This window comes from Acidovorax sp. HMWF018 (assembly GCF_003061035.1).
GTDB classification, from domain to species: Bacteria; Pseudomonadota; Gammaproteobacteria; order Burkholderiales; family Burkholderiaceae_C; genus Acidovorax; species Acidovorax delafieldii.
In genome coordinates, this window is sequence record NZ_QAIM01000306.1 from 3539 (window position 1) to 9084 (window position 5546).

4 protein-coding genes are annotated in these 5546 nt (G+C 68.2%); 3 read left to right on the top strand and 1 reads right to left on the bottom strand.

The genetic code is table 11. From position 1 onward, the window contains the following. Window positions 1-1158, bottom strand: a 1158-nt coding sequence (locus tag DBR23_RS30555; RefSeq protein WP_304466208.1) for a YhdP family protein, incomplete at its 3' end; no start/stop codon positions are given. 143 nt (window positions 1159-1301) lie between these two features. Between DBR23_RS30555 and glnE the strand changes: the two genes are divergently transcribed. From glnE to DBR23_RS30560, 3 genes are all read left to right on the top strand, one after another. After that, a complete protein-coding gene (gene glnE, locus DBR23_RS11660; RefSeq protein ID WP_108498348.1) occupies window positions 1302-4067 on the top strand; it encodes a bifunctional [glutamate--ammonia ligase]-adenylyl-L-tyrosine phosphorylase/[glutamate--ammonia-ligase] adenylyltransferase in 2766 nt (921 codons plus the stop codon). 256 nt (window positions 4068-4323) lie between these two features. Then, a complete protein-coding gene (locus DBR23_RS11665; protein ID WP_233250406.1) occupies window positions 4324-5007 on the top strand; it encodes a CerR family C-terminal domain-containing protein in 684 nt (227 codons plus the stop codon). Between the two features lie 7 nt (window positions 5008-5014). Further along, on the top strand, window positions 5015-5546 hold a 532-nt coding region (locus DBR23_RS30560), incomplete at its 3' end, for a TolC family protein (protein ID WP_233250407.1).

The window sequence follows — 5546 nt, forward strand, 5'->3', positions numbered from 1 at the left end:
GTCGTGGGCGGCTGCTCCCAGCGGCAGACGGCTGGCGACCTGCGCCAGGGCCGCCAGGTCCAGCCGGTCGGCCCGCAATTCGCCTTGCGCCGGGGCCTTGCCGTTGGCATCGGTGTGCACCAGCCGCAGGTTGCCGCCGGGCCAGGTCAGGCCGTCGTCGGTCTGGAACTGCAGCGCCTGCGTCGAGAATTCAAACCCGCCGGTAAGCCGCCGCCCCCCCAGCCGACCCTGGATGGACGGCAGAACCAGCGGGCGCAGATCGGCCGCCAGCGTGGTGTTCACATCGGCCAGCGCCAGGTCGGCCGTGCCGCCCACCACCTGCCCGCTGCGCACATCGGCCCAGGCCCGCAGCGCGCCCCGGCCTTGCGCCACCTCGATGCCCACATCGGCGTGGTGCCGCAGGTGCGACACATCGACCCGCGTGAAATGGGCAAACACCTGGCCGCTCCAGTGCTTCCAGTTGCCATCGCGGGCGCGCAGCAGCGGCGCGCGAAACAGACCGACCAGACTGAAACGGTCGCCCCATTCCGGCGGCGGTGTGGCATCCACCCGAAGGTTGTGGTGCCAGTTGCCGTTGCGCAAAACCAGGTCCACCTTTTCAAGCGCCAGCTCGGGGGCGCCGCGCTGCTCGTCGGTCCAGCGCACCGTGCCACCCTTGATATAGACCTCGCCCTGCGAGAACAACCAGTCGGCCGCCGCGCTGCTATCGCCCTGGTTCTGGGCAAACTCCAGCCCCGCCACATAGATGCGTCCGTCACTCGCCCGGCGCACATCCAGATCCGGGCCTTCGATGTAAAGCTGCTCGAACCCCCACTGCAGCAGCGAACGGGGCGACAGCGCCACCACCACCCGAGGCAGGCGCAACGCGGTACGGCCCGAGGCATCCAGCAGCGCGACGTCAGACAGCTCGATGGACGGGATCAACCCCTCGGTGCGGGCCACGATGGCGCCGATCTGCACGGGAACCCCCAATACCCGTGCGGCCTGCGCCTGCAAGTGCGGGCGGAAATCACCGATTCGCGGCACAATCCAGCCATGAAGAGCCCCCCATGCGATGGCCAGCAGCAGCCAGAACGCGAGCAACAAGCCCAGCGACCACCGCGCAAAACCTGCAACTATTTTCAGCAGGCGTGAGGGGTGCGAGGTGGGATCGATCATGGTGAGATGGAAAGTGGCAGGAATTATGACCCGCAGCCCTGGCGTGGGTTCACTCGTGACCCGAGTGCCCAGTGAGCTTTTGTATGCCGTCGGGCCCGCACACCAGCACCCCGCTCCCCGTCCAACATCCGGCTGTGGCTGCCATGCACCCTTCTCTGTCTGACCCCCGCTGCCACCAGCCCCTGCCCGAGGGCCCCCTGGCCGAACATTCCCGCTTCTACCAGCGCCTGCACCGCCGCTACTCCAACGACCTGCCCCTGCTGCCCCCGGGCGTCCCGGTGCTGGCGACCATGGAACAGGCCTACGACGCCCTGTGCGCACGCGGCTGCGATACCGGCACCGCGCTGCGCGTGCTGCGCCAGCTGGTCATGGAACGGCTGATCCAGCTGGACTGCGAGGCGCAGACACCCCTGGCCGACATAACCCGGGCCGTGACCGAACTGGCCGAACTGGCCCTGGACCGCGCCTGCCAGCAGGCGCGCCGCGAGCTGGACGAACGCCATGGCGCACCGCGCGGCCCGCAAGGCCAGCCCGTGCAGCTGTGGATCATCGGCATGGGCAAACTGGGTGCCCGCGAGCTCAACGTCTCCAGCGACATCGACCTCATCTATGTGTATGAGCACGATGGCGAAACTGCCGGCATGCCCGATGGCCGGGGGCGCATCTCCAACCACGAATACTTTGCGCGCGCCGTCAAGGCCATCTACAGCCTGGTGGGCGACACCACCGAGCATGGCTTTGTCTTCCGGGTGGACCTGGCCCTGCGGCCCAACGGCAACTCGGGCCCCGCATCGGTGTCCCTGGCCGCGCTGGAGGAATATCTGCAGGTGCAGGGCCGCGAATGGGAGCGTTTTGCCTGGCTCAAAAGCCGCGTGGTGGCCCCCCGCGAGTGCATCGGCCGCCCCGAGGTGCAGGCCCTGCGCGGCGTGGTGCTGCCGTTTGTGTTTCGCCGTTACCTGGACTACAGCGTGTTCGATGCGCTGCGCTCGCTGCACAGCCAGATCCGGGACCATGCGTCCAAACGCAGCGCCGGTCACCCCGAGCGTGCCAACGACGTCAAGCTCTCGCGCGGCGGCATCCGCGAGATCGAATTCACCGTGCAGCTGCTGCAGGTGGTGCGCGGCGGGCAGTTCCCCGAGCTGCGCCGCCGCCCCACGCTGGATGCGCTGCAGCGCCTGGCCCATGCAGGCCTGATGCCGCAGGAAACCGCCGACGCGCTGGCCCGGGCCTATGTGTTCCTGCGACGGGTGGAGCACCGCATCCAGTACCTGGACGACCAGCAGACCCACGTGCTGCCCACCCGCGACGACGACCTGGCCTGGATCGCCAGCACCCTGGGCTACAAGGACTGCTGCGCCTTCCTGCACGAGCTGGACGCACACCGCGAGCTGGTGGCCCAGGAGTTCGACACCCTGCTGGGTGGCAACGGCAAAAAACAATGCAGCGGCGGCGGCTGTGGCGGCCCCCGGGCAGCGGCACCGCCGCCCCCGGAACTGGAAGGCCTGCTGGAGCAGCTGCCGCCGGGCTTTCGTGAGCGCGTGGCCGAGTGGCGCAACCACCCGCGCGTGGCCGGTCTGCGTGACGAAGCGCGCGCGCGCCTGTTCCGCCTGGTGCAGCGCACGGCCCAGTGGCTCAAGGAAGGACGCGTCACCGAAGAGGCGACCGTGCGCCTGGCCAACTGGCTGGAGCCGCTGCTGCGGCGCGAGAGCTATCTGGCGCTGCTGCTGGAGCGGCCGTCTGTACACGAACAGCTGCTGCACCTGCTGGGCGCGGCCAAGTGGCCCGCGCGGTACCTGCTGCAGCACCCCGGCGTGATCGACGAGCTGGTGGGCGACGCACTGCTGTCCGAGCGTTTTGTGGTGGCCGACTTTGAACGCGAGCTGGGCATGCGCCTGGCGTCACTGCGCTCCACCGGTGAGGACGACGACGAAACCCTGCTCAACCTGCTGCGCCGTGCGCAGCATGCAGAAACCTTCCGCACCCTGGCGCGCGACGTGGAGCGCCGCATCACGGTGGAACAGGTGGCCGACGACCTCAGCGCGCTGGCCGACAGCGTGCTGCGCATCACCAGCCAGTGGTGCTGGAGCCGCCTCAAGAACCGCCACCGCGACGAGCCCCAGTTCGCCATCATTGGTTACGGCAAGCTGGGCGGCAAGGAGCTGGGCTACGGCAGCGACCTGGACATCGTCTTTGTGTTCGACGACGACGATGAGCGCGCCCCCGAGGTGTACGCGGCCTTTGTGCGCAAGCTCATCAACTGGCTCACCGTCAAGACGGGCGAGGGCGACCTGTACGAGATCGACACGGCCCTGCGGCCCAACGGCAACTCGGGCCTTCTGGTCACGAGCTTTGAAGCCTATGCCAACTACCAGCAGCAACGCGGCAGCAACACCGCCTGGACCTGGGAACACCAGGCCATGACCCGTGCGCGCTTTGTGATGGGCAGCGAGGCCTTGCGCGAGCGCTTCGACGCCGTGCGTGAGGCCGTGATCACCTCCGCCCGCGACCCGCTGGCGTTGAAGGACGAGATCGTGACCATGCGCGAGCGGGTGCGCTCGGCCCACCCCACGCCGGCAGGCCGCTTTGACGTGAAGCACAGCCCGGGCGGCATGGTGGACGCCGAGTTTGCCGTGCAGTACCTGGTGCTGTCGCAGTCTGCGGCCCACCCCGAGTTGCGCGGCAACCTGGGCAACATTGCGCTGCTGCAGCGCGCCGAGCAAGTGGGCCTGCTGCCTGCCGGTGTGGGCCACGCAGCCGCTGACGCTTACCGCGAACTGCGCCGGGTGCAGCACGTGGCGCGCCTGGACGAGGCGCCCACCCAGGTCACGCCCCCAGCACTGCAGACAGAGCGCGATGCCGTGCTGGCGCTGTGGACAGCGGTCTTCGGCTCTGCTGCCGCATCAGCCTGATCGGCGGGCGCACAGCGCAAGGAATGGCCGACTTCCGGAGGGGTCGCCTTCCCCTTCCACACCCTATATTCGGATGGTGCAAAACCTCCATCCGATCTGCCCAGCCCCCGCTCCAAATAGCCGCTCCGCACGGGCAGAGACACGGCCGAAACACCTTCGACATCTTCTGAAACAAAAATTTAATCAATCGTTTGATTAAACAGTGCTGTAATCCGGCTCCATGCCAGATTCAGCTTCCAGGTCGCCCCGGCCTTCCATGCCCCCACCACCGCCTACGGAAGGCGCGCAGGCCCGCGCGCGGCTGCTGCACGCCGCGTTGCGTCTTTTTGCCGAGAACGGCTTTGCCAAGGCATCCATCCGCGACATTGCCCAGGCGGCGGGGGTCAACCCGGCCTCCATCAGCTACTACTTTGGCGACAAGAACGGGCTGTACCGCGCGGCGTTCACCGAACCCATGGGCAGTCCCATCGCCGTGGATGCCTGGCCGGACACCTTGCCCGCGTTCATCGAGCTGCTGATCCAGAGTTTCATGCAACCCTTGCACGAAGGCGATCTGGTCGAGCTGTGCATGCGCTTGCACTTTCGCGAAATGCTGGACCCGACCGGGCTGTGGCAGCAGGAGCTGGAGTGCGAGATCAAGCCCGCGCACGCCGCGCTCGTGGGTCTGCTGTGCAAGGAGTTCGGCCTGAAAACCGCCGATGACGACGTACACCGCCTGGCCATGGCCATAACCGCCCTGGCACTGCAGTACTACGTGGGCCGTGACGTGGTGCAGGCGGTGCGCCCCGGACTCACCGCCACGCCACGGGGGCTGGCCGCCACCACATCACGGCTGGTGGACTTTGCCCAGTTCATGGTGGACGGGGAGCGCCAGCGCCGCGCTACGGCCCGCGCTGCTGCGTCCGCCAAAAAAACCTCCTCTTCCCGTACCCCAGAGTGACTTGCACATGCGACTGATCTCACACAAACCCCTGTGGCTGGCGCTGGTCCTGCCACTCGTGGCCTGCTCCACCACCGCACCCCCATCCCAGGTCGCAACACCCGTGCCCATAGGCTGGCAGGCACCCTTGCCGCACCAGGGTTCCCTCACAGACATGGCCCGCTGGTGGACCCAGCTGCAAGACCCGCTGCTGGTCGAGCTGATCGACGCCGCCCAGGCCGTGAGCCCGGGCATCGCGCAGGTCCAGTCGCGCATTGCGCAGGCCCGTGCCACGCAGGTGGGCAGTCGGGCGGCGTTGTTGCCCGCGCTCGACGCGCAGGCCAGCGCCAGCCGGGGCTTCAATGACCAGCTGGCGCGCGTGGCGACCACCTCGCAGGCGGGGCTGCAGGCCAGCTGGGAGCTGGACCTGTTTGGCAGCAACCGCGCCGCCAAAACCGCTGCCGATGAGCGGCTGGCCGGCGCGCAGGCCCTGTGGCACGAGGCGCGCGTGAGCGTGGCAGCCGAGGTGGCGCAGCAGACCAGCAGCATCCGCACCTGCC

Coding starts and splice junctions, on each gene's coding strand:
- DBR23_RS11665 (WP_233250406.1), top strand. CDS start 4,324: ATGCCCCCACCACCGCCTACGGAAGGCGCGCAGGCCCGCGCGCGGCTG.
- glnE (WP_108498348.1), top strand. CDS start 1,302: ATGCACCCTTCTCTGTCTGACCCCCGCTGCCACCAGCCCCTGCCCGAG.